Here is a 22,555-nt window from a genome sequence, read left to right as displayed (position 1 = left end):
GCCCGCACGGCGGCCGTATCTCCGGGATGCGCGGCCGGCGGGCCCATACGATCACCGCATGATCGAATTCGTGTATCCGCCCAAGCCCCGCCCGGGGGACCGCGTCGCGATCCTGTCGCCCTCGTCCGGACTGCCCGGCCTCTTCCCGCTCCCCTACGAGCTGGGGCTGCGCAGGCTCCGGGACGACTTCGGGCTGGAGCCCGTGGAGTACCCCACCACACGGAAGATGGGTGCGACGCCGCAGGAGCGGGCCGCGGACGTCCACGCCGCCTTCGCCGACCCCGGCGTCAAGGCGGTGATCTCCAGCATCGGTGGCGACGACCAGATCACCGTCCTCCCCCACCTCGACGGCGACCTCCTGCGCGCCCACCCCAAGCCGTTCCTCGGCTACAGCGACAACACCAACCTGCTGCTGTTCCTGCGGAACCTGGGCATCGTCGGCTACCACGGCGCCTCGGTGATGGTCGAGCTCGGCCGGCCCGGAGCGATGCACCCGGCCACCGCCGCCTCCCTCCGGGCCGCGTTGTTCACCTCGGGCGCCTACGAGCTCAACCGGTCGGGCGAGTACGGGGACGAGAACCGGCCCTGGGAGGATCCGCGGACCTTCGAGTCCGAGCCGCTGATGGAACGCTCCTACGGCTGGACCTGGCACAACGACGACCGGGTGGTCGAAGGACCCGGCTGGGGCGGCAATCTGGAGATCATCTCCTGGATGCTGATGGCCGACCGCGCGGTGCTGCCCGCCGAGTCCTACGCCGGCGACGTGCTCTTCCTGGAGACCTCCGAGGAGATGCCGCGCGCCGAGGAGGTCTACCGGATCCTGCGGAACATGGGCGAGCGCGGCCTGCTGCGGCAGTTCCCCGCGCTGCTGATGGGCAGGGCGAAGAGCTGGTCGTTCGAGAACCGGTTCGAGGCGACACGCAAGGAGCGCTACCGCGAGGAGCAGCGCGCGGCCGTCCTGCGCGCGCTGCGGCAGTACGCCCCTGACACCATGGTGGTCTTCGACGTGGACCTCGGCCACACCGACCCGCAGCTCGTGATCCCCGTGGGCGGGCGGATCCGGGTGGACGGGCCGGCCCGTCGGATCACCGTCACCTACTGAGCCGTCACCTGCTGAGCCGCCACCCGCCGAGGCTCACCGCGGGCCCGTGACCCGCGGGGCCCGTCACCCTGCCGCCCGGGGCGCGAGCGCGACGCCGAGCGAGTCGGCGGCGAAGGGCTTCGGCGCGCCCTCCTGGTAGAAGACGTCGAGCTCGGTGACGGTGAAGCCGGCGGCGGTCAGCAGGTCGACGGTCGGCCGCGTCAGATGGCACCCGCCGCAGAGCCGCTTGTGCAGCGGTTCGATCCGCCGCTGCCAGCGGCGCACGCCCTCGTCCTGCGCCGGGGCGAGGCCGTGCTCGACGAAGTGCAGGGCGCCTCCGGGTTTGAGTACGCGCCGCACCTCGCGCAGCGCCGCCACGGGGTCCGGGATGGTGCACAGCGTCCAGGTGGACAGGGCGGCGTCGAAGGTGGCGTCCCCGAAGGGCAGCGACCGGCCGTCCAGGCCGGCCCGCCTCACCGGGACCCGCGAGTCGCGTACGCGGTCGGCCGCGAGCTTCCATCCCAGTTCGGAGGGCTCGATCGCGGCCACGCCGGTGACGGCCGGCGGATAGAAGGGCACGTTGTGGCCGGTGCCGAAACCGATCTCGACGACCTCCCCGGCCAGGCCGGCGCAGGCGCGGCGCCTGAGCGGCCGGGTCGACCGCGCCCCGCAGGCGAGGTCGACGATCCGCGGAACGACCCGTTCGGCGTAGAAACCCATCACAGCCTCCGTCTCGGTGCCCCCAGCATGGCACCGGGGCCCGCCGCGGTGCGGCACCGCCACCAACTGACAACCCGAGGTTGACACTCGCTCGACTGTCAACCTAGGGTTGCACCTATGACGAACCCTTCGGTGGAACCCGTTCGCATGACCAATCCGGTACGCCTCGACGACCTGATCGAGGCCATCAACAAGGTCCACACCGACCCCCTGGAGCAGCTCAGCGGCGCCGTCGTCGCGGCCGAGGCCCTGGGGGACGTCGCGGACCACCTGATCGGCCACTTCGTCGACCAGGCCCGCCGCTCCGGCGCCTCCTGGACCGACATCGGCCGCAGCATGGGCGTCACCCGCCAGGCGGCCCAGAAGCGCTTCGTACCCAAGGCGGACAAGGAGGGCGCCGGCGCCCTCGACCCGAACGCGGGCTTCGGCCGCTTCACCCCCCGCGCCCGCAACGTGGTGGTCACCGCGCAGAACGAGGCCCGCGCCGCCGGCAACAGCGAGATCCGCACCGAGCACCTGGTCCTGGGCCTGACGGCCGAGGCCGACGGCCTCGCGGGACTCGTCCTGCGCGCCCAGGAGGTCTCACCGGACGACGTACGGGCCGCCGCGACCGCCGCACTCCCGCCGGCCCAGGCCGAGATCCCCGACCTCGTCCCCTTCGACGCCTCGGCGAAGAAGGCTCTGGAGCTGACCTTCCGTGAGGCCCTGCGCCTGGGCCACGACTTCGTCGGCACCGAGCACATCCTGCTCGCGCTCCTGGAGCTGGAGAACGGCGAGGGCCTGCTGAGCGGCCTCGGCCTGGACAAGGCCGCCGCCGAGGCAACCGTCAACGAAGCCTTGGCAGCCGTACTCGGCGGCGAGGACGCGAAGTAGAGGAGTCCGCGTCCCGCGTCAGCTCGTAGCGCCTGACGTACGCGCCGAGGAAAGCCTGCAGCGTGGCGACGGCGGGGATCGCGATCAGCGCCCCGACCGCGCCCAGCAGGGCGGTGCCCGCGATGACCGATCCGAAGGCCACCGCCGGGTGGATGTCGACGGTCTTCGAGGTCAGCTTCGGCTGGAGCACGTAGTTCTCGAACTGCTGGTAGACCACCACGAATCCGAGGACGTACAGCGCGTACCAGGGGTTGACGGTGAAGGCGAGCAGGACCGGCAGCGCGCCCGCGAGATAGGTGCCGATGGTGGGGATGAACTGCGAGACCAGCCCCACCCACACGGCGAGCGCGGGCGCGTACGGCACTTCGAGGACGGCCAGCACGATGTAGGTCGCGACACCCGAGATCAACGCCATCAGCCCGCGCGAGTAGAGGTAGCCGCCCGTCTTGGCGACGGCGATCTCCCAGGCGCGCAGCACCTCGGCCTGCTTGGCGGGCGGCAGCACGGAGCACAGGGCGCGCCGCAGCCTCGGTCCGTCGGCGGCGAAGTAGAAGGAGAACAGCCCGATCGTCAGCAGCTTGAAGAGCCCGCCGAGCACGGTGGCGGACACGTCGAGCACGCCGGACGCGCTGTTCTGCACGTACTTGCGCAGCCAGTCGGAGCGCAGGACGCTCTCCTGGATCTCCAGCCGGGACAGGTCCGTGTTGAAGGTGGAGTTGATGGCGTTGATCACCTTGTCGAGGTAGCCGGGGAAGCCTTCCACCATGGCGACGATCTGCCCGGCGAGCAGGGAGCCGAGCAGCGCCAGGAATCCCGCGCTCACCACGACCACCGCGGTGAACATCAGGAAGGTGGCCAGTCCGCGGCGCATGCCGCCGGCCGCCATCCTGGCCACCGCGGGCTCGATCGCGAGCGCGAGGAAGAACGCGATCAGGATGTTGACGAGCAGCCCGATCAGCTGGTGGAAGGCCCAGCTTCCGAGCTGGAAGCAGGCGACGAGGGCCAGTACGAGGACCACCGCGCGGGGCAGCCAGCGCGGCATCCGCTCCTCGCCGCCGGTCGGCGGGGTCCCGGCCGGAGGCGTGCCGGGGCCGACGGGGCCCGGCGGCGAGGCGGGATCGGCGGGCCAGGCCGCCGCCGTGCCCGTCGCCGCCGCGTCCGCGGCCACCGCGCCTGGCCCCGGTCCCGGTTCCGGTTCGGGGCCGGAGGCGACGGGTGCGGCGCCGGCCGCGCCCTGATCGGCCGCACGTGGCGGCGGCAGTGCGTCCCGGACGGCTGCGGGCTGGTCGGTCGTCTCTTCGGTGGCTCCCACGCGGCCAAGTCTGGCCCACCGGCGGGCCGTGCCGCGAAAGGGGCGCCCACACCGCGCCCCCACCCCCTCGGGGCGTCAGCGCAGTGAGGCCGGTACGTCCATCGCCGAACACACCGCACGCCACACGTCCTTGGCCTCCCAGCCCGCCTCCAGCGCCTGGTGGACGGTCCGGCCGCCCAGCTCCGCCATCACATGGTCCCGTGCGAAGGAGTCGGCGTAGCCCGCGCCGAAGTGCTCGGCCATCCGCTCCCAGAAAATCGTCAACCGCATGCCCCCAGTATCCCGCCCCGGGAGAGTGCACCGGCGGCGTTCACCCCGCGCCTCCGCGTCACCGCGGCCTACGTTGCACGCATGCCCGGAGACGAAGCTTCCCCGCAGATCCCGCGATCCCCGCGATCCCGGCAGTCCCCCCGATCCCCGGAGGCCGCCGCCCCCGCCCCGCACGCGCAGCCCGCACCCCCCGCACTTCCAGCCCCTCCCGCCCCTCGCGCCCCCTCGGACCCGCTGCCCGCGCTGGACCGCGCCGAGCGCTTCATCTGGCTCACCGCCCGCGTGCTGGAGCAGCACCGGTTCGCGTACCACTTCCTCGGCGGGGACGCCGACCCGGTGGACACCGCCCTCGGCTCCTACCTCAACCCGGACGGCGGCTACGGCCACGCGCTCGATCCGGATCTGCGCGGCCCCCTGAGCCAGCCGCTGCACAGCGCACACGCCCTGCGCGTACTGGACGACTTGGGCCGCTGCGCCGGCCAGCGCATCGAGCGGCTCTGCCGCCACCTGACGGACGTGTCCACCCCGGAGGGCGCGCTTCCGGTGCTCTGCCCCGCCCCGCGCGCCTACCCCACGGCCGCCTACCACCCGGTCCGGGACGACCCGCCCGGTGAGCTCCTGGCCACCGGCCCCGTCGTGGGCCTGCTGCACCGCAACCGCGTCTGGCACGCCTGGCTCTTCCGGGCCACGGACTTCTGCTGGGACCGCGTCGAGAACCTGCACCGCACGCACCCCTACGAGGTCCAGAGCGCCGTGGCGTTCCTGGACGGCGTCCCCGACCGGGCACGTGCGGCGGCGGCCGCGGACCGGCTGGGACGGCTGGTACGCGAGCAGCGCCTCGTGGTGCTCGATCCGCGGCGGCGCTCGGAGTTCCCGCCGGCTCCGGGCTACGCGCCGGGCGAGCAGCTGTTCCCGCACGACTTCGCGCGGCGGCCGGAGTCGCTGGCTTGCGGCTGGTTCACGGACGAGGAGATGCGCCGCTCGCTGGACTTCCTGGCCGCGGCGCAGCAGGCGGACGGCGGCTGGCCGGTCCGCCGCGAGGCCTGGGCGCCGGGGAGCTCCCTGGAGCGGCGGCCGATCGCGACGCTGGAGGCGCTGCTGACCCTGCGGGCGTACGGCCGCCTGCCGGCGCAGGTCAGCCGCCCAGGGCCCGTACCCCCGCGGTGACGGCGACGGCGGCCGCGACGACGACCAGGAACGGGGCGCGCAGCAGCAGTGCGAGCCCGGCGGCGGCCAGCCCGGCGGCGCGGGCGTCGACGACGAGCGCGGATCCGGTGCTGAAGGTCTGCTGGGCCGTGAGCGCGGCGAGCAGCGCGACAGGCAGCAGCGCGGCCAGGCGGCGGACCAGCGGCCGTTCCAGGGCCCCGGCGGGGACGAGCAGCCCCGCGTACTTCACGGCGTAGCAGCCGACGACGGTGAGCGCGATGGCGATCCAGACGTTCACGGGCGGCGTCCCTTCATCCACAGCACGACCGGTGCGGCAAGGGCCGCGATCAGCACGGGCACCCCGGCGGGCAGCACGGGCAGGAAGCCCAGCCCGAGGACGAGCGCGAGGGCGGCGACCGCCCGCTCGGTGGCCGTCTTCAGCATCGGAGCGAGCAGGGCCAGGAACACGGCGGGTCCGGCCGCGTCCAGCCCCCAGGCCCTGGTGTCGCCGATGGCCTCGGCTCCGAGCGAGCCGAGCAGCGTGGTGGTGTTCCACAGCACGTAGAGGGTGAGCCCGGTGACCGTGAAGCCGAGCCGGGCCGACTTCCGGTCGGGCTGCGCCAGCGCCACGGCGGTGGTCTCGTCGATCACCCAGTGCGCGGCGAGGGGGCGTACGGCGCGCGGCAGCCGGAGCAGCTGCGACAGGCGCAGCCCGTAGAAGGCGTTCCGGGTCCCGAGGAAGAACGCCCCGGCGGCGGCGGTGAACGGGTTCCCGCCCGCGGCCAGCGCCCCGACCAGGGCGAACTGCGAGGCCCCGGTGAAGACGAGCAGGCTCAGGACGCAGGCCTGGAGTGTGCTGATGCCGGCTCCGGCCGCGGTCACGCCGAAGGCGAACCCGGACAGGCCGACGGCGACACCGACGCCGAGCGCGTCCCGGACGACCGCTGCCCGCGGCCGCCCGTCGGCTGCCACTGTCTGTCGTGTCTCTGGCTCGGTGACCATCTGCTTCTCTCCCACGTCGCCGAAGGTAGGCGGGAGCCGGGCGGCTGGTCTTGTACGTTCTTGCACGTACGTTCTCGCTGCGGGCCTCTGCCGCCGCGGGATCACTGCGCGCCACGCACGCGGCGGACTCCTTCGCCCGATCCGTGCGCCCCGTCCCGGGAGCCGTCCCGGAAGCCGCCGGGCGGGGCCTGGCCGGTCCGCTCCCGCCGGTACGCCCCCGGTGGGACGCCCACGATGCGGGTGAAGTGCCGGTTCAGGTGGGGCTGGTCGGTGAAGCCGACGGCGACCGCCGCCGCGGCGGGCGGGGTGCCGGCGTCGAGCAGCCGGCGCGCCCGCCGGACCCTGGCGTCGGTCAGCCAGGTGTGCGGCGGCATCCCGTACCGCTCCCGGAAGGCCCGCAGCAGGGCGAAGGGGCTCGTGCCCAGCTCCGCCGCGAGCTGCTCCAGGGACGGCGGGTCGGCCAGGCGCTCCTCCAGTACGGCCCGGGCCGCCGCCGCCTCGGAGCCGCCCGTGCCGCGGACCGTACGGGCGGGCAGCGGTCCGGCGTACCGGGTCAGCATCCGGGCGACCACACCCCGCAGGAGCGTGTCGGCGGCCAGCGCGTTCCCTGCCTCGGCGGCCCGGTGCACCTCGGTGACCATGCGCGAGGCCTGCGGGTCGGCGACGATGTCGGCGGTGAAGCCGGGGGTGCCGCGCAGGGTGCCGATCTCGGCCGCGACCTCGGCTATCAGGCCGCCGGACGGGTAGAGGGTGGCGTACGCCCACCCTTCGGGCGCCCCGGCGCGCGCCGTGTGGGGCACCTCGGGGTTGATCAGGACCACGCTGCCCGGTCCGGCGCGTACGACGTGGCCGGGGAGGCCCACCTCCTCGATGCCGCCGGTGACGGCCGCGATGACGTAGCCGTCGTGCGCGTGGCGCGGGAAGGTGTGGCGCACGTAGTGGGCGCGCAGCAGGTCGAGCCCGGGCAGTTCCGGGTACTGCCAGTGCCGGGCCCACTCCCCGCGGCCTTCGTCCGTCCCCATCCCCCCATTCTGCGCCCCCCGGCTGACGCGTGTTCGCGCAGGTCCGGGGCGTTGTCAGTGGCGGGGTGCACGATGGGGGCATGGCAGGAGCTGCGCTCGACTCGTTCTCCCCCGCGACCCGCTCGTGGTTCACGGGGGCCTTCGTCTCGCCCACCAGCGCGCAGGAGGGTGCCTGGCGGGCCATCGGGGAGGGCTCGGACGTGCTGGTGGTGGCGCCCACCGGCTCGGGCAAGACCCTGGCCGCGTTCCTGGCCGCCCTCGACCGGCTCGCCTCGACGCCGCCGCCCGCCGAGTCGAAGAAGCGCTGCCGGGTGCTGTACGTGTCGCCGCTGAAGGCCCTGGCCGTCGACGTCGAGCGCAATCTGCGCAGCCCGTTGACCGGGATCCGGCAGGAGTCGGTCCGCCTGGGGCTGCCGGAGCCGGACATCCGGGTGGGGATCCGCTCAGGCGACACCCCGGCGGCGGAGCGGCGGGCGCTGGCCACCCGGCCGCCGGACATCCTGATCACCACGCCCGAGTCGCTGTTCCTGATGCTGACCTCGGCGGCGCGGGAGGCGCTGGCCGGGATCGAGACGGTGATCGTGGACGAGGTGCACGCCGTCGCCGGGACCAAGCGCGGCGCGCACCTCGCCGTGTCCCTGGAGCGGCTGGACGAGCTGCTGCCGCGGCCCGCCCGCCGGATCGGGCTGTCGGCGACGGTCCGGCCGGTGGAGGAGGTGGCCCGGTACCTGGCGCCGCGCGGGCGGGTGGAGATCGTCCAGCCGCCGTCGGACAAGGAGTTCGACCTGTCGGTGGTCGTCCCGGTGCAGGACATGGGCGAGTTGGGCGGTTCCCCCGCGACGGAGGGCCGGGAGGGCGGGGACAAGCCGTCGATCTGGCCGCATGTGGAGGAGCGGATCGCGGACCTGGTGCAGGCGCACCGCTCGACGATCGTGTTCGCCAACTCCCGCCGCCTCGCCGAGCGGCTGTGCAACCGGCTCAACGAGATCGCGTACGAGCGGGCCGTCGGCGAGAAGCTGCCCGAGGACGCGTCGCCGGCCGAGGTCATGGCCCAGTCGGGCGCGGCCCTGGGCGCCCCGCCCCTGCTGGCCCGGGCGCACCACGGGTCGGTGTCCAAAGAGCAGCGGGCGATCGTGGAGGAGGACCTGAAGGCGGGCCGGCTGCCGGCCGTGGTCGCCACCTCCAGCCTGGAGCTCGGCATCGACATGGGCGCGGTGGACCTGGTGGTGCAGGTGGAGTCCCCGCCCTCGGTGGCGTCCGGGCTCCAGCGGGTGGGCCGGGCGGGGCACCAGGTGGGCGCGGTCTCGACCGGGGTGGTCTTCCCCAAGTACCGGGGCGACCTGGTGCAGGCGGCCGTGGTCACCGAGCGGATGCGGACGGGCGCGATCGAGTCCCTGCGCATCCCCGCCAACCCCCTCGACGTCCTGGCGCAGCAGCTGGTCGCCATGGTCGCGATGGACACCTGGCAGCTGGACGACCTCCTTGCGCTGGTGCGGCGGGCGGCGCCGTTCGCGGCGCTGCCGGAGTCGGCCTTCACGGCGGTGCTCGACATGCTGGCGGGCCGCTATCCGTCCGACGCCTTCGCCGAGCTGCGGCCGCGCGTGGTCTGGGACCGGGTGGCGGGGACGGTCACCGGCCGGCCGGGCGCCCAGCGCCTCGCGGTCACCTCCGGCGGCACGATCCCGGACCGGGGACTCTTCGGGGTGTTCCTGGCCGGCTCGGACCCGAAGAAGGGCGGCGGCCGGGTCGGCGAGCTCGACGAGGAGATGGTCTACGAGTCCCGGATCGGGGACGTCTTCACGCTGGGCACCACCTCCTGGCGCATCGAGGACATCACCCGCGACCGGGTCCTGGTCACACCCGCCCCCGGGGTGCCGGGCCGGCTGCCGTTCTGGAAGGGCGACCAGCTCGGCCGGCCGCTCGAACTGGGCCGCGCGGTCGGCGCGTTCCTGCGTGAGCTGGGCGGGCTGTCCGCGGAGGACGCCCGGCTGCGGCTGGTGGCGGCCGGCCTGGACGCCTGGGCCGCGGAGAACGTGCTGGCGTATCTGGCGGAGCAGCGCGAGGCCTGCGGCCACGTCCCGGACGACCGGACGATCGTGGTGGAGCGGTTCCGCGACGAGCTGGGCGACTGGCGGGTCGTCGTCCACTCGCCGTTCGGCGCGCAGGTGCACGCCCCGTGGGCGCTGGCCCTGGGCGCCCGCCTCGCCGAGAAGTACGGCATGGACGCGCAGGTGATGCACGCCGACGACGGCATCGTGCTCCGTCTTCCCGACGCGGACCTGCTGTCCATGGACCTCCTGGACCACGACCCGGCCGGAGCGCCCTCCTTCGAGTTCGACGACGAGCAGGCACCGCTGGGCGCCTCCGACGTCGCCTTCGACCACGGGGACATCAACCAGATCGTCACCGACCAGGTGGGCGGCTCGGCGCTGTTCGCCTCCCGCTTCCGCGAGTGCGCGGCCCGCGCGCTGCTGCTGCCGCGCCGCAGCCCCGGCCGCCGCACCCCGCTATGGCAGCAGCGCCAGCGCGCCTCCCAACTGCTCCAGGTGGCCTCCGAGTTCGGCTCTTTCCCGATCGTGCTCGAAGCCGTACGCGAGTGCCTGCAGGACGTCTTCGACGTGCCCGGCCTGACCGAGCTGATGGGCGACATCGAGGCGCGCCGGGTCCGGCTGGTCGAGGTCACCACGCCGGAGCCGTCCCCCTTCGCCCGATCCCTCCTGTTCGGCTATGTCGCCCAGTTCCTCTACGAGGGCGACTCCCCGCTGGCCGAGCGCAGGGCGGCCGCGCTGTCCCTGGACTCCCGGCTGCTGGCCGAGCTGCTGGGGCAGGCGGAGCTGCGGGAGCTGCTGGACGCGCAGGTGCTGGAGGAGCTGGAGCGGGAGCTGCAGTGGCTCACCGAGGACCGGCGGGCCAAGGACGCCGAGTCGGTGGCCGATCTGCTGCGGCTGCTGGGCCCGCTGACGGAGGCCCAGCTGGCCGAGCGCGGCGCGGAGGCCGGCTGGGCCCGCGAGCTCGCCACGGCCCGGCGTGCCATCCGGGTCCGGATCGGCGGGGCGGACCACTGGGCGGCGATCGAGGACGCGGGCCGGCTGCGGGACGCGCTGGGCACCGCACTGCCCGTCGGCGTTCCGGAGGCGTTCACCGAGCCGGTCAAGGACCCGCTGGGGGACCTGCTGGCCCGGTACGCGCGCACCCACGGACCGTTCACCACGGCAGCCGTGGCCGGCGCCTTCGGTCTGGGCTCGGCGGTGACCGAGGGCGCCCTGAACCGTCTCGCGGCGGCGGGGCGGGTGGTGCAGGGCGAGTTCCATCCGGCGGGCATCGGCCAGGAGTGGTGCGACGCGACGGTGCTGCGCCGGCTCCGCCGCCGCTCCCTGGCCGCTCTCCGGCAGGAGCTGGAGCCGGTCCCGCCGACCTCGCTGGCCACGTTCCTGCCCCAGTGGCAGCACCTGGGCGGGGCCCTGCGCGGCCTCGACGGCCTGGCCCGGGCGGTCGAGCAGCTGCAGGGCGCGCCGGTCCCGGCGTCCGCGCTGGAGCGGCTGATCCTGCCGTCGCGGGTGACCGGCTACTCCCCCGGCCTGCTGGACGAGCTGACCACCACGGGCGAGGTGGTCTGGGCGGGGGCCGGGGCCCTGCCGGGCAAGGACGGCTGGGTGTCGCTCTATCTGGCGGACGCCGCCCCGCTGCTGCTGCCGCCGCCGCATCCGCTGGAGCCGAACCCGTTGCAGCAGGCGGTCCTGGCGGCGCTCTCCGGCGGCTACGGCCTGTTCTTCCGGCAGATCTCCCAAGCGGTCCGCGCCGAGTTCCCCGAGGCGTCGGATCTCGCCCTCTCCGAGGCGGTGTGGGATCTGGCCTGGTCGGGCCGGCTCACCAACGACACCCTCGCCCCGCTGCGCTCCCTGCTCGGTTCGGGCCGTACGGCGGGCGCCACGGCCCACCGGGCCCGCCGCACCGTCCCGCGCGGCCGGTACGGCACGTTGAGTGCGACGGCGTCCCGTACGGGCCCGCCCACGGTGTCCGGCCGCTGGTCGCTGCTGCCGGCTCCGGCGCCCGACCCGACGCACCGGGCCCACGCCCTGGCCCGCACCCTGCTGGACCGGCACGGGGTGGTGACCCGCGGCGCGGTCGCCGCGGAGGGCGTGGAGGGGGGCTTCAGCGCGGTGTACCGGGTCCTGTCGGCCTTCGAGGACAGCGGGCAGGCCCGCCGGGGCTATGTGGTCGAGGGGCTGGGCGCGGCCCAGTTCGCCATGGACGGCGCGGTGGACCGGCTGCGGGCCGCCGAGCGCACCCCGCCCCCGCTGGCCGCCGTGGTCCTGGCCGCCGCCGACCCGGCGAACGCGTACGGTGCGGCCCTGCCCTGGCCGGAGCCACCGGCCGGCGCCACCCACAAGCCGGGCCGCAAGGCGGGCTCCCTGGTGGTCCTGGTGGACGGGGAGCTCACCCTGTACCTGGAGCGCGGCGGGAAGACCCTGCTGGCCTGGCCCGGCCCGGAGGACCCGCGGCTGGCGGCCGCCACGGCCGCGCTGGCGGCCTCCTCCCGCGCGGGCACGCTGCCGGCGCTGACGGTGGAGCGGATCAATGCGGCCGCGGCGCTGACCTCCCCCACGGGGCGGGCCCTGGAGGCGGCCGGTTTCCATGCCACGCCGAGAGGTTTGCGCTTGCGTTCCTGAGAACCGCAAACGGTCCCGACTGTTCCGCTCGCGTCCTGGACATGTCACAGGACTGTTGCCGAGCCCCTCTGAGCTGGCACAGATGCTTATTCATCCTTTATCAAGATGATCACAGGCATTGCACGGGCGATGCACAGTCATGGGGGAGTAGAAGAGTGAGCACCATCAGCATGCGTACCACCACCCTCGGCGCGGTCGGCCTGGCGGTCGCCGGAACCCTGGCCCTGACGGGCTGCAAGAACGGCAACGAGGAGCTGATCCCCGCGCCGCCGAGCGGATCCGCCTCGGCCGGCGCCGTGTCCCCCTCGGCCACCGCCCCGTCCGAAGCGGGCAGCCCCAGCGCCGGCACCGACGGCAGCGAGGCCCCCGCCGGGGCGAACGGCACGGCGAAGTCCGGTCAGACCTTCAAGATCGGCGAGGCGGCGGAGATGCCGTTCAGCTACGGGCACAGCAAGGGCGGCCAGATCGCCCTCACGGTCACCGCGATCGAGCAGGGCGACCCCGCCGACCTGGAGCCCCTGAAGCTCGGCGACAAGGTGAAGGGGATGATCCCCTACTACATCCGCTACTCGGTGAAGAACACCGGCACCACGGACCTGTCGTACTCCTCCGTCACCCAGATCAAGGGCCTGCTCGGCGACGGCACCGATGCGCAGCGCGTGTCGGTCATCGGCAAGTTCGAGAAGTGCGCCAACGAGTCGCTGCCGAAGGGCTTCACCAACGGCCGGACGCAGACGAGCTGCGCGCTGGCCCTCGCCCCGTCGGCCCAGACGAAGGTCACCGCCGCAGAGTACTGGGGCAAGCCGTACAGCTACCCGAACAAGGGCCTCGTCTGGAAGTGACGGGTGGCCCCTCCGGCCCCTCCGGCCCCCTCCTGATCCACCGAGCCCCTGCGGCCGCACCGCCGCAGGGGCTCGCCCCTTTCCTCGGACGCTGTTCCACCCGCACTGCCCGGCCCTTGGGCCCGTCCGGGCCCGCCACCCGTCCGCCCGTACCAGGCGTCCCCGGGCGACAATGGGGGCATGCCCGAAGGCGACAGCATCCGGCGCGCGGCGACCCGCCTGCACGCGGCCCTGGCAGGCCGCGAACTGACCGTGAGCGACCTGCGCGTCCCCCGCTTCGCCACGGCGGACCTCACCGGCCGCGTCACCCTGGACGTCACCCCCCGCGGCAAGCACCTCCTCGCCCGCTTCGAAGGCGGGCTCACCCTGCACAGCCACCTGCGCATGGACGGCGCCTGGCACGTCTTCGCGGCGGGCGAGAAATGGCGCGGCGGCCCGGACCACGAGATCCGCGCCGTCCTCGGCACGGCCGAGGCCACGGCCGTCGGCTACCGCCTGCCCGTCCTGGAGCTGATCCGCACCGCGGAGGAGGACCGCGCCGTCGGCCACCTCGGCCCCGACATCCTCGGCCCGGACTGGGACCCCGACCGCGCCGCCGCCAACCTCCTCGCCGCCCCGGAGCGCCCTCTCGGCGAGGCACTGCTGGACCAGCGCAACCTCGCCGGCATCGGCAACATCTACAAGTCCGAGCTCTGCTTCCTGGCCCAGGCCACCCCCTGGACCCCGGTCGGCGGGCTCCCCCCGTCCAAGCTGCCGCGCCTGGCCGCCGCCGCCCACCGGCTGCTGTCGGCGAACATCGGCGACCGGCCCGGCCACCGCAACACCACCGGCATCCACCGCCCCGGCCAGGAGCTCTTCGTCTACGGCCGGGCCCGCCGCGCCTGTCTGCGCTGCGGCACCCCCGTCCGCGAGGCCCCCCAGGACGACCGCCCCACCTACTGGTGCCCCCGCTGCCAGCCGGGACCCACTCCCTGAACACCCACGGCCGCGCCCGCGTCCGACCCGGAGCGGCGCACGACTGATTGACGACCCGTCAGATCCGGTCGTACCGTCCCGTCATGCCCTCTCCCACAGCCCCGTACGACCTCACCGGCCGCACCGCCCTGGTCACCGGAGCCGCAGGCGGCATCGGCCGCGCCAGTGCCGTCCTCCTCGCCGCCGCCGGCGCCCACGTGCACTGCGCCGACCGCGACGAGGAGGGCCTGGCCGAGACCGCCGCCCTCGCCGCCAAGGCCGGCGGCGGCGCCACCGTCCACCCCCTCGACGTCACCGACCGGGCGGCGGTCAGGGCCGCCGTCAACGCCGCGGGCCCCCTCGACATCGCGGCCGCCATCGCCGGGATCATGCACACCAGCACCGTCCTGGAAACGGCCGACGAGGACCTCGACCGGGTCCTGGACATCAACTTCAAGGGGGTCCTGCGCACCTGCCAGGAAGCCGCCCGCTCCATGATCGCGGCGGGCCGCCCCGGCTCGATCGTCACCATGGCCTCCGGCGCCGTGGACGCCGCCCAGCCCGGCCTGCTCTGCTACAGCGCCGCCAAGGCCGCTGTCGTCCAGCTCACGAAGACCCTCGCCACCGAGGCCGGCCCGCACGGCATACGGGTCAACGCCGTCGCCCCCGGCTGGATCCGCACCCCGATGACCGGCCGCCACAGCCCGGAGGTCCAGGCGCAGACCGAGGCCGCCATGGTCCGTATGTCGCCCCTGCGCCGGGTCGGCGAACCGGAGGACGTCGCCCAGGCGGTGCTCTACCTGGCCTCGGACGCCTCGTCCTTCATGACGGGCCAGATCCTGCGTCCGAACGGCGGGGTCTCGATGCCGTGGTGACCGGCCCGGACTCCCCCGGCCCGCCCGGCGCCCCGGACTCCCCCGGCCCACACGGCACCCCGGACGTCCCGGCCCGACGCCGGGCCCGGCGCAGCGGCGCCGGCACACAGTGCACCGGCAGCAGCCCCAGTCCCCAGCCGCCCACGGCCACCGCGCCCTCCACGGCCCCTGCCTCGGCGGGCGCCAGGACCAGCCGCAGCACGGCCCACCACCACAGGGCCCCGACCGTCAGCGCGAGGGCCGTCAGGACGGGCAAGCGCAGCGACGTCCGCACTGCCACCTCCAGGGGCCGGGACCCGGACGGCCCCATCGTCTCGCACGCCCCCCGTGCCCGCACCCAGAACGGCCGGGAGCCCCGGCCGGTGCTCCACGCACCGGCCGGGGCTCCGGCCAAGCTCAGACACGCACGTGCTCGCTCACGCGGCTACTACATTCACCGCTTCCGCAGGCGCCTTGATGGTCACCCGTTCCGGACCGGCGACCGAAGCCATCGAGACCGAATTGAGCATCGGGCGGACCGGTACGGGGACCGGTTCGCTTGCCGCGGCCGACTGCGCCAGCTCAGCGAGCGACAGTTCGTCACTGACTTCGCGCATCAGCTCGGACATCCGTACGTCCAACGCGTCGCAGATCGCGGAGAGCAGCTCGGAGGATGCCTCCTTCTGCCCCCGCTCCACCTCGGAGAGATAGCCGAGCGAAACTCGGGCCGACGAGGAGACTTCGCGCAGAGTACGGCCCTGGCGCTGGCGCTGCCGACGCAGCACGTCACCCAGCAGGCGACGGAGCAGAATCATCGGTGGCTCCCTCCTCTGACCGTGTAGCCGCATCCTTCACGCCCCACCGTACCGCCTCGCGCCGCGGCCGTGCGGGGAGCGATGTCGTGTTCACTCAGGGCTGCAAACATCAAATCCCCCCGTTCTGTTCCGTATCCTGCCCCCGCGCATTCTCGCGGAGTTCGTCCGAGAGAAGCCCGAGCACTGTCCGTGCACTCTCCCTACGGATTTCCTCCCGGGAGCCGTTCAACCTCAGCCGGACCGTTTTCCTGCACCCCGGACCGTCAACGGCGACGAAAACCGTGCCCACCGGACGGCCGTCCTGGGGCTCCGGACCGGCCACACCGGTCGTCGCGATCCCCCACGAAGCGCCCATCACGCTCCGCACGCCGGCGGCCATCTCGGCGGCGACCTGGGCGTTCACGGCGCCTTCGGCCGCCAGCAGGTCGGCGCTGACCCCGAGGACCCGGTGTTTGACCTCCGTGGCGTACGCCGTGACCGATCCGCGGAAGGACCGGGAGGCCCCGGGGACGGCCGTCAGCTCGGCCGCGACCATGCCACCGGTCAGTGATTCGGCGACAGCGAGGGTCTGGTCACTCTCCGCGAGCAGCTGGAGCGCGTACGCGGCAGCCGTGCGCCCCTCGCCCGCTCCGGAGCGCCCCCGCGCCACCCCGGCATCCCCCGCCCCGTACGTCACCGCGCGGCCCGCTCCGCGGCGAGTCCCTGGCGGCGCAGCACGATCGCCTGGCGGATGTAGTCCAAACCGGTGACGACGGTCAGCACGACCGCGATCGCCATCACCCAGAAGCGCATCGTCGCCAGCGCACCGGTCAGTGCGAGGACGTACATGCCCACGGCCGTGCCCTGGGCCAGCGTCTTCAGCTTGCCGCCGCGGCTGGCCGGAATCACGCCGTAACGGATGACCCAGAAGCGCAGCAGCGTGATCCCCAGCTCCCGTCCGAGGATCACCCCGGTCACCCACCACGGGAGGTCGCCGAGCCAGGAGAGGCAGATCAGCGCCGAGCCCATGATCGCCTTGTCGGCGATCGGGTCGGCGATCTTGCCGAAGTCGGTGACCAGGTTGTACGTCCGGGCCAGGTGCCCGTCGAAGATGTCCGTGATCATGGCGACGGCGAACGCCGCCCAGGCCCAGGCCCGCCAGGCGGGGTCGTAGCCTCCGTCGGCGAGGAGCAGCAGGACGAACCCCGGCACCAGCACGAGCCGGATCATCGTCAGGATGTTGGCGATGTTCCACAGGCTGGCCTGATCGACCGCCGCGGCCCCCAGCTTCGCGCCGGGTACGGGCCGGCGGCCGGTCCCGCCCGCCGCAGATGCCGGGACACCGGTCATCCGGTCGCCTCCTCAAAGTGCAGGTCCAGGGGCTCGGCCACCAGGTCCACTCCCAGGGTGCCGACGACCTTCGCGGTGACGATACGCCCGGGGACCAGGCCGGTGCCGTCCGTGAAGACGACCTGGCCGTCGGTTTCGGGGGCCTGGTGGGCGGCGCGCCCGTAGGCGCCCTCGCCGTCCTCGGCCTCGTCGAACGGCACGACCGTCTCGACGAGCACTTCCAGGGTCTCGCCGATCCGCTCCTCCGCACGCTGGGCGGTGAGCTCCTCGGCGAGCCGCTGCATGTGCGCCAGGCGCTCGGCGATCGTGTCCTCGTCCAGCTTGCCCTCGTAGGTGACGGCCTCCGTGCCGTCCTCGTCGGAGTAGCCGAACACGCCGATCGCGTCGAGGCGGGCGTGGGTGAGGAAGCGCTCCAGCTCGGCGAAGTCGGCTTCCGTCTCGCCGGGGAAGCCGACGATGAAGTTCGAGCGGACGCCGGCCTGCGGGGCCTTGGAGCGGATGGTGTCCAGCAGCTCCAGGAAGCGGTCGGTGTCACCGAAGCGGCGCATGGCCCGCAGCACGTCCGGGGCCGAGTGCTGGAAGGACAGGTCGAAGTACGGCACGACCTTGGGGGTCGAGGTCAGCACGTCGATGAGGCCCGGGCGCATCTCGGCGGGCTGGAGATAGCTGACGCGGACGCGCTCGATGCCGTCGACGGCGGCGAGCTCGGGCAGCAGCGTCTCCAGGAGCCGGATGTCGCCGAGGTCCTTGCCGTACGAGGTGTTGTTCTCGGAGACCAGCATGATCTCCTTGACGCCCTGCTCGGCCAGCCAGCGGGTCTCGCCCAGCACGTCGGCGGGGCGGCGCGAGATGAAGGAGCCGCGGAAGGACGGGATGGCGCAGAAGGAGCAGCGCCGGTCGCAGCCGGAGGCCAGCTTGACCGAGGCCACGGGGCTCTTGTCCAGGCGCCGGCGCAGCGGGGCGCGCGGGCCGGAGGCGGGCGCGACACCTTCGGGCAGGTCCGCGGGGGCCTCTGCGGGCTCCTCGGCGGGCGCCTGGGCGTGCCCGGGGAGGGCGACGGCGGCGTCCTGGCGCGCGGCGGGGCTGATCGGCAGCAGCTGGCGGCGGTCGCGGGGGGTGTGGGCTTCGACGCTGCCGCCGCCGAGGATGACCTGGAGGCGGTTGGAGATGTCGGCGTAGTCGTCGAAGCCGAGGACCCCGTCGGCCTCGGGCAGGGCTTCGGCGAGCTCCTTGCCGTAGCGCTCGGCCATGCAGCCGACGGCGACGACGGCCTGGGTCCTGCCGTGGTCCTTGAGGTCGTTGGCTTCCAGCAGGGCGTCTACGGAGTCCTTCTTCGCGGCTTCGACGAAGCCGCAGGTGTTGACGACGGCAACGTCCGCGTCGGCGGCGTCCTCGACGAGCTCCCAGCCATCCGCCGCCAAGCGGCCTGCGAGCTCCTCCGAGTCCACCTCGTTACGGGCGCAGCCAAGAGTGACAAGGGCGACGGTACGGCGTTCGGGCATGGACTCAAGACTACTTCGTCCCGGCGCGGGCCCCAGCCGCACGCCCCCGTACGCCAAGATCCCCGGGGTGCGGGCAGCACCCCGGGGATCCCGGTCAACGCCTTCCGCCCTGGGGCGGCCCCTTCGGTCAGCCCGCCTGCGGCTGGTCCTGGGAGGGGTCCTCCTTGGTGTATGTGAGGCGTTCCACTTGACCCGGCTGGAAATCGTCCTTGATCTCCTTGCCGTTCACGAAGAGCTTCACGGCCCCGGCGTCGCCGAGCACGAGGTCGACGGACTCCTTGTCCGTGAACGTCTTCGACTGCCCCTGCACGAGGGTGCCGTCGAAGAGGAGCCGGCCCGTGGAGTCCTTCGCGGAGATCCAGCTCTCGCCCGTGTCGGCCGTCAGGACGACCGTGACGAGGTCCTTGGGCGCGGCGGCGATGGCGCTGTCCGAGGGCTCCGGCTTGGCGGCCGGCGGGACCTGGGTGGGCTGCGCGGCAGGCTGGCCGCCGCTCTGCTTGGGTGCGGGCTTGGGGGAGGCGGATCCCTCCGCCACGGGGCGCTTCTCCTTGGCGTCGCCGCCGCCGAAGGCGGTGAAGCCCACGAAGCCGACGACGGCGACGATGGCGGCGACCATGGCGGCGGTCCAGTTGGGCCGCTGCCGCTCGGGGCGGATCCGCTCGGCGTCGAACATCGGCGCGGCGGGGGTGGGGGCCGGCCGGCCGCCGTGGGCCGCGTCGTAGCTCTCGACCAGGGGTGCCGGATCGAGGTGGACGGCGCGGGCGAGGGTACGGATGTGGCCGCGGGCGTAGACGTCGCCGCCGCACCGCGTGAAGTCGTCCTCTTCGATCGCGTGCACGATCGGGATGCGCACGCGGGTGACGGAACTGACCTCGTCGACTGTGAGCCCGGCGGCGATCCGGGCCTTCTTGAGGGCCGTCCCGATGGACGGCTCTTCGACGGAACGTTCGACGAGGCGGTCCTCGGACCGGTCGTCGGTCGAAGGCCGCTCTTCTTCGGGGGAGTTGGAGTTGCCGATGGACACAAGGGCGCCTTTCGAGCGTGTAGCCACCTGCTGGAAGTCCAGTCTAGGGGGGTGACGAAAGGGTGGAGCAACCGGAGGGTGCTCTTCCTACGCCATCCGAATGGCGTGGAAGGGTCCCTCCGGCGCGGCGGTCCCACGCCGTACGGGACGTCGTACGCGGGTGCCGCCACCTCTCTTCAACTTGACGCGGCCCCAAGGGAAACGGTTGCCCGCCAAACGGCTACGAATGCGTCTCGCCGCGGATCACCGCGAGCACCCCGTCCAGCTCGTCGGCCTTCAGCAGGACGTCACGCGCTTTCGAACCCTCGCTCGGGCCGACGATGCCCCGCGACTCCATGAGGTCCATGAGCCGTCCGGCCTTCGCGAAGCCCACCCGCAGCTTGCGCTGGAGCATCGAGGTGGAGCCGAACTGCGTGGTGACGACCAGCTCCGCCGCCTGGCACAGCAGGTCCAGGTCGTCGCCGATGTCCTCGTCGATCTCCTTCTTCTGCTTCTGCCCCACCGTGACGTCGTCCCGGAAGACCGGCGCCATCTGGTCCTTGCAGTGCTGCACGATCCCGGCGATCTCGTCTTCGGTGACGAACGCGCCCTGGAGGCGGACGGGCTTGTTCGCCCCCATCGGCAGGAACAGCCCGTCGCCCTTGCCGATGAGCTTCTCGGCGCCGGGCTGGTCGAGGATGACCCGGCTGTCCGCGAGGGAGGACGTGGCGAAGGCGAGGCGCGAGGGCACGTTCGCCTTGATCAGGCCCGTGACCACGTCCACCGAGGGCCGCTGGGTGGCGAGCACCAGGTGGATGCCGGCGGCGCGGGCCAGCTGGGTGATGCGGACGATGGAGTCCTCGACGTCGCGCGGGGCCACCATCATCAGGTCGGCCAGCTCGTCGACGATCACCAGCAGGTACGGGTAGGGGCTGAGCTCCCGTTCGCTGCCCGGCGGGAGTTTGATCTTCCCGTCCCGGATGGCCTGGTTGAAGTCGTCGATGTGCCGGAAGCCGAAGGCGGCCAGGTCGTCGTAGCGCAGGTCCATCTCGCGCACGACCCACTGGAGCGCCTCGGCGGCCCGCTTGGGGTTGGTGATGATCGGCGTGATCAGGTGCGGGATGCCCTCGTACGCCGTCAGCTCGACGCGCTTGGGGTCGACGAGGACCATCCGGACGTCCTCCGGGGTGGCCCGCACCATGATCGAGGTGATCAGGCAGTTGATGCAGGAGGACTTGCCGGATCCGGTGGCGCCGGCGACCAGCACGTGCGGCATCTTGGCGAGGTTGGCCATGACGTAGCCGCCCTCGACGTCCTTGCCGAGCGCGACCAGCATCGGGTGGTCGTCCTCGGCAGCGTCCGCGAGGCGCAGGACGTCGCCCAGGTTGACCATCTCACGGTCGGTGTTGGGGATCTCGATGCCGACCGCGGACTTGCCCGGGATCGGGCTGATGATCCGCACGTCCGGGCTGGCCACGGCATAGGCGATGTTCTTGGTCAGGGCGGTGATCCGCTCGACCTTGACGGCCGCGCCGAGGGTGACCTCGTAGCGGGTGACCGTCGGACCCCGGGTGAATCCGGTGACGTCGGCGTCCACCTTGAACTCGGTGAACACGTTGCGCAGGGAGGCGACGACCGCGTCGTTGGCGGCGCTGCGGGTCTTGCCGGGCCCGCCCTTCTCCAGCAGGTCCAGCGAGGGCAGGCAGTACGTGATGTCCCCGCGCAGCTGGAGCTGCTCGGCGCGGGGCGGCAGCGGCTGGGCCTCGGGGGCGGCCTTCGTCAGGTCGGGCACCGCCAGCGTTCCGGAGGCCGCCGCGGTGGTGGCGCGCGGCTGCCCGGCGGGCTCCGCGACTGCCTCGGGCACGGCGGAGGCCGCGGCCGACGAAGCGGCGGGCGAAGCGGAGTCCCCGGGTGCCCCGGGGGCCGCCTTCGCGGCGGCACGCCCGCCGCGGGCGGTCGGCACCGGGGCGGTGACCTCGGCGCCGTCGCGCTCGGCGGAGATCCCCTGCGTGAGGTCGGCGACGAGCGGGGACGGCGGCATACCGCCGTACACCGCCCCGTCCAGCGCGGCGGCGGCCGCCGCGGCCACGTCGACGGCGTCCATCCCCCGGCCCGTCGCCCGGTCCGCCGCGGGGCGGGTGGCGGTCCTGCGCGGCCGGCGCCGCCGGGCCAGGGCCTCCTCCTCGGCGGTGTCCGCGGGGTCGCCGCCATGGGCTCGCCACTGTTCGGGGTCGTGTCCGGCAACGGCCCCGCCGTCGGCCTGCCCGTAGCCCTCGTCGTACTCGTTCGGGGCGATGATCCCGAGCCGGATGCCGAGCCGGCGCAGCCGCTGCGGGATCGCGTTGACCGGGGTCGCGGTGACGACGAGGAGGCCGAAGACGGTGAGCAGCACCAGCATGGGCACCGCCAGCGGCGCGCCCATGGTGAAGATCAGCGGCTTGGAGGCGGCCCAGCCGATGAGGCCGCCCGCGTTCTGCATGGCGGTGGTGCCCTCGTCCCGGCCGGGGGCCCCGCAGGCGATGTGGACCAGGCCGAGGACGCCGATGGCGAGGGCGGACAGCCCGATGCCGATACGGCCGTTGGCGTCGGCCTGCTCGGGGTGGCGGATGAAACGTACCGCCATGACGCCGAGCAGTATCGGAACGAGCAGATCCAGTCGCCCGAAGGCACCGGTGACCAGCATGGTCACCAGATCCCCGACGGGACCGCTCAGGTTCGACCAGGTACCGGCGGCGACGATCAGCGCCAGGGCGAGGAGCAGCAGCGCGAGGCCGTCCTTGCGGTGGGCGGGGTCGAGGTTCCTCGCTCCCTGGCCGATCCCGCGGAAGACGGCGCCGACCGCGTGCGCGCAGCCCAGCCAGAGGGCCCGCACCAGTCGCAGCACGCCGCTCGTCGGGGACGGCGCGGGCTTGGCCGCGGCCTTCTTGGCCGGGGCACGCCTGGCGGCCGCGGCCTTCTTCGCCGGGGGCTTGCCCGCGGGGGCAGCCTTCCTGGCCGGCGCCGCCGTACGGCCGGTGCGGCCCTTCGCGGTGCCCGCACTGCTCGGGGAGCCCTTGCCGGACGTACGTGAGGCCATGGGCCCGAGGTTACCGGTGCGGGCGCCGGTGGACACGCGTGCCCACCCCTTCACCCGTTCGTGTCGTCGCCGGGGCAGGTCCTT

At 73.6% G+C, this 22,555-nt stretch carries 19 protein-coding genes; 7 read left to right on the top strand and 12 right to left on the bottom strand.

Features of this window, described 5'->3' with window-relative positions:
* The first annotated feature begins 58 nt into the window (after positions 1–58).
* Complete coding sequence (locus BSL84_RS24690) at positions 59–1,102, top strand: S66 family peptidase (RefSeq protein WP_075971131.1); 1,044 nt, start codon at positions 59–61, stop codon at positions 1,100–1,102.
* Between the two features lie 63 nt (positions 1,103–1,165).
* Here BSL84_RS24690 and BSL84_RS24685 read toward each other — a convergent pair whose 3' ends face one another.
* On the bottom strand, positions 1,166–1,801 hold the full coding sequence (locus tag BSL84_RS24685) for a class I SAM-dependent methyltransferase (RefSeq protein ID WP_075971130.1): 636 nt from the start codon (positions 1,799–1,801) through the stop codon (positions 1,166–1,168).
* A 117-nt stretch (positions 1,802–1,918) separates the two neighbouring features.
* On the opposite strand from BSL84_RS24685, the gene BSL84_RS24680 reads away from it, so the two are divergent.
* On the top strand, positions 1,919–2,674 hold the full coding sequence (locus tag BSL84_RS24680; protein ID WP_030026784.1) for a Clp protease N-terminal domain-containing protein: 756 nt from the start codon (positions 1,919–1,921) through the stop codon (positions 2,672–2,674).
* Here the strand turns inward: BSL84_RS24680 and BSL84_RS24675 are convergent.
* Complete coding sequence (locus BSL84_RS24675; protein WP_075972215.1) at positions 2,628–3,842, bottom strand: AI-2E family transporter; 1,215 nt, start codon at positions 3,840–3,842, stop codon at positions 2,628–2,630. The genes BSL84_RS24680 and BSL84_RS24675 overlap by 47 nt on opposite strands.
* Before the next feature lie 219 nt (positions 3,843–4,061).
* Complete coding sequence (locus BSL84_RS24670) at positions 4,062–4,256, bottom strand: DUF3046 domain-containing protein (RefSeq protein WP_030033419.1); 195 nt, start codon at positions 4,254–4,256, stop codon at positions 4,062–4,064.
* Between the two features lie 81 nt (positions 4,257–4,337).
* Between BSL84_RS24670 and BSL84_RS24665 the strand changes: the two genes are divergently transcribed.
* Complete coding sequence (locus BSL84_RS24665) at positions 4,338–5,423, top strand: hypothetical protein (RefSeq protein WP_234363504.1); 1,086 nt, start codon at positions 4,338–4,340, stop codon at positions 5,421–5,423.
* Here BSL84_RS24665 and BSL84_RS24660 read toward each other — a convergent pair.
* From BSL84_RS24660 to BSL84_RS24650, 3 genes are all read right to left on the bottom strand, one after another.
* Complete coding sequence (locus BSL84_RS24660) at positions 5,392–5,700, bottom strand: AzlD domain-containing protein (protein WP_045322152.1); 309 nt, start codon at positions 5,698–5,700, stop codon at positions 5,392–5,394. The genes BSL84_RS24665 and BSL84_RS24660 overlap by 32 nt on opposite strands.
* The gene (locus BSL84_RS24655) at positions 5,697–6,404 is read right to left on the bottom strand and encodes an AzlC family ABC transporter permease (RefSeq protein WP_075971129.1); all 708 of its coding nucleotides are present in this window, start codon (positions 6,402–6,404) and stop codon (positions 5,697–5,699) included. Before BSL84_RS24655 ends, BSL84_RS24660 begins: the two co-directional genes overlap by 4 nt.
* A gap of 101 nt (positions 6,405–6,505) precedes the next feature.
* Entirely contained in the window at positions 6,506–7,426 is a 921-nt protein-coding gene (locus BSL84_RS24650; protein ID WP_075971128.1) for an AraC family transcriptional regulator, read from the bottom strand.
* 80 nt (positions 7,427–7,506) lie between these two features.
* Between BSL84_RS24650 and BSL84_RS24645 the strand changes: the two genes are divergently transcribed.
* The 4 genes from BSL84_RS24645 (at position 7,507) to BSL84_RS24630 (ending at position 14,767) form a co-directional block, all read left to right on the top strand.
* On the top strand, positions 7,507–12,096 hold the full coding sequence (locus BSL84_RS24645) for an ATP-dependent helicase (protein ID WP_045322155.1): 4,590 nt from the start codon (positions 7,507–7,509) through the stop codon (positions 12,094–12,096).
* Between the two features lie 155 nt (positions 12,097–12,251).
* Positions 12,252–12,938 (top strand): hypothetical protein, encoded by a 687-nt coding sequence (locus tag BSL84_RS24640; protein WP_052680558.1) that lies wholly within the window; start codon positions 12,252–12,254, stop codon positions 12,936–12,938.
* Between the two features lie 180 nt (positions 12,939–13,118).
* Positions 13,119–13,913 carry an Fpg/Nei family DNA glycosylase gene (locus BSL84_RS24635; protein ID WP_030031444.1) on the top strand — a complete coding sequence of 265 codons (795 nt, stop codon included), beginning with the start codon at positions 13,119–13,121 and terminating at the stop codon, positions 13,911–13,913.
* Between the two features lie 83 nt (positions 13,914–13,996).
* Entirely contained in the window at positions 13,997–14,767 is a 771-nt protein-coding gene (locus BSL84_RS24630) for an SDR family NAD(P)-dependent oxidoreductase (RefSeq protein ID WP_045322156.1), read from the top strand.
* Positions 14,768–15,183: 416 nt separating this feature from the next.
* On the opposite strand, the gene BSL84_RS24620 is transcribed toward BSL84_RS24630, so the two are convergent.
* From BSL84_RS24620 to BSL84_RS24595, 6 genes are all read right to left on the bottom strand, one after another.
* Entirely contained in the window at positions 15,184–15,561 is a 378-nt protein-coding gene (locus tag BSL84_RS24620) for a helix-turn-helix domain-containing protein (protein ID WP_030029320.1), read from the bottom strand.
* 109 nt (positions 15,562–15,670) lie between these two features.
* Complete coding sequence (locus BSL84_RS24615; RefSeq protein ID WP_075972213.1) at positions 15,671–16,210, bottom strand: CinA family protein; 540 nt, start codon at positions 16,208–16,210, stop codon at positions 15,671–15,673.
* A 23-nt stretch (positions 16,211–16,233) separates the two neighbouring features.
* Positions 16,234–16,890, bottom strand: a complete 657-nt coding sequence (gene pgsA / locus BSL84_RS24610; protein ID WP_030029316.1) for a CDP-diacylglycerol--glycerol-3-phosphate 3-phosphatidyltransferase — start codon at positions 16,888–16,890, stop codon at positions 16,234–16,236.
* Positions 16,887–18,392: a 30S ribosomal protein S12 methylthiotransferase RimO gene (rimO, locus tag BSL84_RS24605; protein WP_030029314.1), complete on the bottom strand. Its 1,506-nt coding sequence runs from the start codon at positions 18,390–18,392 to the stop codon at positions 16,887–16,889. The genes pgsA and rimO overlap by 4 nt, the downstream gene beginning before the upstream one ends.
* Before the next feature lie 127 nt (positions 18,393–18,519).
* Positions 18,520–19,416 (bottom strand): helix-turn-helix domain-containing protein, encoded by an 897-nt coding sequence (locus BSL84_RS24600; protein WP_030029311.1) that lies wholly within the window; start codon positions 19,414–19,416, stop codon positions 18,520–18,522.
* Between the two features lie 220 nt (positions 19,417–19,636).
* Positions 19,637–22,471 (bottom strand): FtsK/SpoIIIE family DNA translocase, encoded by a 2,835-nt coding sequence (locus tag BSL84_RS24595; RefSeq protein WP_075972212.1) that lies wholly within the window; start codon positions 22,469–22,471, stop codon positions 19,637–19,639.
* Positions 22,472–22,555: the final 84 nt, after the last annotated feature.

It is taken from the genome of Streptomyces sp. TN58, from assembly GCF_001941845.1.
Taxonomy (GTDB): Bacteria; Actinomycetota; Actinomycetes; order Streptomycetales; family Streptomycetaceae; genus Streptomyces.
The sequence above is the reverse complement of the archived record's forward strand: the minus strand, read 5'-3'. Positions and strand labels throughout refer to the sequence as shown.

What these genes read in the sequence shown, in the direction of transcription:
- BSL84_RS24665 (WP_234363504.1), top strand. Translation starts at nt 4,338, where the DNA reads ATGCCCGGAGACGAAGCTTCCCCGCAGATCCCGCGATCCCCGCGATCC.
- BSL84_RS24690 (WP_075971131.1), top strand. Translation starts at nt 59, where the DNA reads ATGATCGAATTCGTGTATCCGCCCAAGCCCCGCCCGGGGGACCGCGTC.
- BSL84_RS24630 (WP_045322156.1), top strand. Translation starts at nt 13,997, where the DNA reads ATGCCCTCTCCCACAGCCCCGTACGACCTCACCGGCCGCACCGCCCTG.
- BSL84_RS24655 (WP_075971129.1), bottom strand. Translation starts at nt 6,404, where the DNA reads ATGGTCACCGAGCCAGAGACACGACAGACAGTGGCAGCCGACGGGCGG.
- BSL84_RS24650 (WP_075971128.1), bottom strand. Translation starts at nt 7,426, where the DNA reads ATGGGGACGGACGAAGGCCGCGGGGAGTGGGCCCGGCACTGGCAGTAC.
- BSL84_RS24670 (WP_030033419.1), bottom strand. Translation starts at nt 4,256, where the DNA reads ATGCGGTTGACGATTTTCTGGGAGCGGATGGCCGAGCACTTCGGCGCG.
- BSL84_RS24685 (WP_075971130.1), bottom strand. Translation starts at nt 1,801, where the DNA reads ATGGGTTTCTACGCCGAACGGGTCGTTCCGCGGATCGTCGACCTCGCC.
- rimO (WP_030029314.1), bottom strand. Translation starts at nt 18,392, where the DNA reads ATGCCCGAACGCCGTACCGTCGCCCTTGTCACTCTTGGCTGCGCCCGT.
- BSL84_RS24645 (WP_045322155.1), top strand. Translation starts at nt 7,507, where the DNA reads ATGGCAGGAGCTGCGCTCGACTCGTTCTCCCCCGCGACCCGCTCGTGG.
- BSL84_RS24635 (WP_030031444.1), top strand. Translation starts at nt 13,119, where the DNA reads ATGCCCGAAGGCGACAGCATCCGGCGCGCGGCGACCCGCCTGCACGCG.
- BSL84_RS24680 (WP_030026784.1), top strand. Translation starts at nt 1,919, where the DNA reads ATGACGAACCCTTCGGTGGAACCCGTTCGCATGACCAATCCGGTACGC.
- BSL84_RS24620 (WP_030029320.1), bottom strand. Translation starts at nt 15,561, where the DNA reads ATGATTCTGCTCCGTCGCCTGCTGGGTGACGTGCTGCGTCGGCAGCGC.
- BSL84_RS24595 (WP_075972212.1), bottom strand. Translation starts at nt 22,471, where the DNA reads ATGGCCTCACGTACGTCCGGCAAGGGCTCCCCGAGCAGTGCGGGCACC.
- pgsA (WP_030029316.1), bottom strand. Translation starts at nt 16,890, where the DNA reads ATGACCGGTGTCCCGGCATCTGCGGCGGGCGGGACCGGCCGCCGGCCC.